2 protein-coding genes are annotated in these 3,662 nt (G+C 40.7%); one reads left to right on the top strand and one right to left on the bottom strand.

The window, feature by feature from the left end:
* The coding region (locus F6K13_RS23560; protein WP_287288563.1) for a transposase at window positions 1-456 on the top strand (456 nt) is incomplete at its 5' end.
* 450 nt (window positions 457-906) lie between these two features.
* Here F6K13_RS23560 and proS read toward each other — a convergent pair.
* The gene (gene proS / locus F6K13_RS23555; RefSeq protein ID WP_124154456.1) at window positions 907-2,712 is read right to left on the bottom strand and encodes a proline--tRNA ligase; all 1,806 of its coding nucleotides are present in this window, start codon (window positions 2,710-2,712) and stop codon (window positions 907-909) included.
* Window positions 2,713-3,662 lie beyond the last annotated feature (950 nt).

Here is a 3,662-nt window from a genome sequence, read left to right as displayed (position 1 = left end):
TTAGCCCATCATTTATGTGACCAAGCAGGAATGATTTTTGTTGAAGACCTTAATTTTCAGGCATGGGCCAAAAGAATGTTGGGAAAACATACCTTAGATGCAGGTTTCGGTCAGTTTGTCACCATCCTGCAATGGGTTTGTTGGAAGCGAGGAGTCTATTTCGGGAAGGTCAATAAAGATTATACTTCTCAAATTTGTCCCAATTGCAATGCTCATACAGGGAAGAAAAAACTCAGCTTTAGAGTTCATTCTTGTCCTGAATGTGGTTATATGACTCATCGAGACGTGGCCTCCGCGCTGATTGTGAGAAATAGAGGGGTGTCTGAGGTGGGGCGCATCTTGGACGTTAAAGAAGTTGCCTGGGGAGGCGGTCTGACGGGGACTAGAAACGGTCTAGTTAAGAGCCTAAGAAACAGGAAAAAGGGTGGAGAAGCGTGGATTTATCCCGCTTCGTAACATCCGCTTGAGAATCCCCGTGCATTTATGCCGGGGAGTACGTCAACAATTCAACTTTGCCAGATTTTAACGATCGCCCCGTAATATCAAATCCGGTTGAATACTTATTATATAGTTGGGGAAGAGGGGGAAGTGTCGAGAGATTGAAGTATAGTTATAAACATATACTATATAACCGGATTCTATATATAGCGCTGTGCGCAGGGAACAGGGAACAGGGAACAGGGAACAGGGGGAATAAATTGCCGATCATATAAGACTTCTAGCTCTTTTGCCCCTACTACAATTTGTAAATATACCAGCGCTCATTGCTATAACTATTCGATCGGGAATTCCTATTAAATCTACATCTTTAAATTTAACACCCGCCCCCTCATCTTACTTAAACTTTGTCTTGCAGAAATATTTTTCAGCAATACCAAAATTCTAGTTATTGCTGAAAAGTGTAAATTAAGTTAATGCTTTCTCAATTAAGTCTTTTAAAGTAGATAATACTTCCTCTACCAGAATTTCCTGAGATTGATGAGTCGCTCTTTCTACCAATTCAACTTTACCTGACTTGAGCGATCGCCCGGTAACTATTCGATAAGGAATTCCAATTAAATCTGCATCTTTGAATTTAACACCCGCTCGCTCATCTCGGTCATCTAAAATAGTCTCTATTCCAGCTTCATTTAATTCTTTATAGAGACTTTCTGCCACTTCCATTTGTTGAGCATCCTTAATATTAGGAATACAAATAACCACATGATAAGGAGCGATCGCCACAGGCCAAATAATCCCATCCTTATCATAAGACTGTTCCACTGCTGACTGAGCCAAACGGGACACACCCACACCATAACATCCCATCACCAAAGGCTTTTCCTCACCCTGCTCATTTGTATAAGTTGCCCCCATAGCTTCAGAATATTTCGTCCCTAACTGGAATATATGACCAACCTCAATACCTCTAGCAGTTTCTAAGGTTTGACTGGGGTCATGGATAGAGCGATCGCCTTTTTCAGCCTTTCGTAAATCCACGACCAACTTTGGCAAAGTAAATTCCTGACCCCAATTTGCCCCCATAACGTGATAACCAGATTCGTTACTACCTGTTGCGAAATTTGTCAAGCTTACGACCGTCTGGTCTACCATTCGTAAGAACTGAGAACTTACCTCTTTACTAGAAGTAATATAATCATCAGACAAATCTGGAGCAATATAACCCAAAGGTAAAGACTTAGTTGCCCATTTCTTTTGAGCCTCCACATCAGGCACAGTCAAAGCCAAAACAGTTTTTGCTTCATAATTTCCAGCCAACTTAGTCAACTCATTCAACAACTTCACATCATTAACATCTTGGTCTCCCCGGATATTCACCAAAACTAAAACAGTCATTCCATTGTCATAGACTGACTGGTATAAAACATTTTTCACAATATTAGTAGGAGAACATTTGAGAAACTTGCACAGCTTTTCAATAGTCTCCGTGCCAGGAGTTTCCAATTTTTCATAACTCTCAAAAGGTGAAATTTCTGCATCAGGTGGGATAGAAACAGCTTTTTCCAAATTTGCTGCATACTTGCCATCCTCGGTATAGAGAATTTCATCCTCACCAGCATCGGCCAAAACCATAAATTCTTGAGACCCAGACCCACCAATTGCCCCAGAGTCAGCATCAACCGCTCGAAATTCTAATCCACTGCGACGTAACATATTTCGATAAGCCTTATCCATATCCTGATAAGTCTTTTTGAGACTTTCCTGGTCAGCATGGAAAGAATAGCCATCCTTCATAATAAATTCCCGGCCTCGCATTAACCCAAACCTGGGGCGAATTTCATCCCGGAACTTAGTTTGCAGTTGATAGAGATGTAGGGGTAGCTGCCGATAGGAGCGAATCATATCTTTAGCAACAGTAGTAATTACCTCTTCATGGGTGGGACCTAACCCTAACTCCCGATTTTGACGGTCAATTAGAGAAAACATAATACCCTCAGCCTGAGTATAAGTATCCCAACGACCAGACTCTCGCCACAGGTCGGCGGGTTGAAGTTGAGGAAGCAGACATTCTTGGGCACCAGTAGCATCCATTTCTTCGCGGACTATTTTGGAGACTTTATTGAGGACTCGCAACATTAGAGGGAGATATGCGTAGAGACCACTGCCGATGCGACGAATATATCCAGCACGGATGAGGAGTTTGTGGCTAGGAATTTCTGCTTCTGCGGGGTCGTCTCGGAGAGTGACTAATAACATTTGAGATAGTCGCATGATTGTTCCTTGATAGAAATAATGATTATTTCAGATAGTTTAGGACATCTGGTACTGCTTCACAGAAGTCAAAAATCAAAAGTTAAAAAGCAATATCCGCAACAAAAGCTCTGACTCTCTTAAATGAGTAAAAACTCCTATTGCGACATACGCAACAAAAGCTCTGACTGTTTTAAATGAGTAAAAACTCCTATTGCAATATACGCAACAAAAGCTCTGACTCTCTTAAATGAGTAAAAACTTCTATTGCGACATACGCAACAAAAGCTCTGACTCTCTTAAATGAGTAAAAACTTCTATTGCGACATACGCAACAAAAGCTCTGACTGTTTTAAATGAGTAAAAACTCCTATTGCGACATACGCAACAAAAGCTCTGACTGTTTTAAATGAGTAAAAACTCCTATTGCGACATACGCAACAAAAGCTCTGACTGTTTTAAATGAGTAAAAACTCCTATTGCGACATACGCAACAAAAGCTCTGACTGTTTTAAATGAGTAAAAACTCTTAATGAAGAAATTGTGCGATGGGAGTGGGTTACTCCTGAAGTTGCTTTTGATTTTCCTTTGAATAGTTATACTCAAATACTGGTTGAAAAGTATAGCGCTAGGGAATAGGGAATAGGGAATAGGGAATAGCAAACTGTAAAAAGGTTTGAGGATTGAAAAATGTCCGCGCCCAATTCTTGTATTGCTATATCTAGGTAATTTTAAGATTAATGTTTAGTTGAAGAGGAAAGAAAAAAAGGCAAAACAGAGACTTTCAATCAGGAATATGGATAATGAAATTTAATTCAGGGAAGTCTTATACCAAGGGTGTTGAAGAAGGAGACAGGAGACAGGAGACAGGAGACAGGAGGAAAATTACATGGGGATTCGCTCCCCCAAGTAATGCGTGAACACCCCCGTTGACGGTGGGGTATTAAACCCACAAAGAAAATGATAAATCT

The sequence above is a fragment of the Okeania sp. SIO2B9 genome, from assembly GCF_010672505.1.
Lineage (GTDB): Bacteria > Cyanobacteriota > Cyanobacteriia > Cyanobacteriales > Microcoleaceae > Okeania > Okeania hirsuta.
This window is presented reverse-complemented; position numbering and strand designations above follow the sequence as displayed.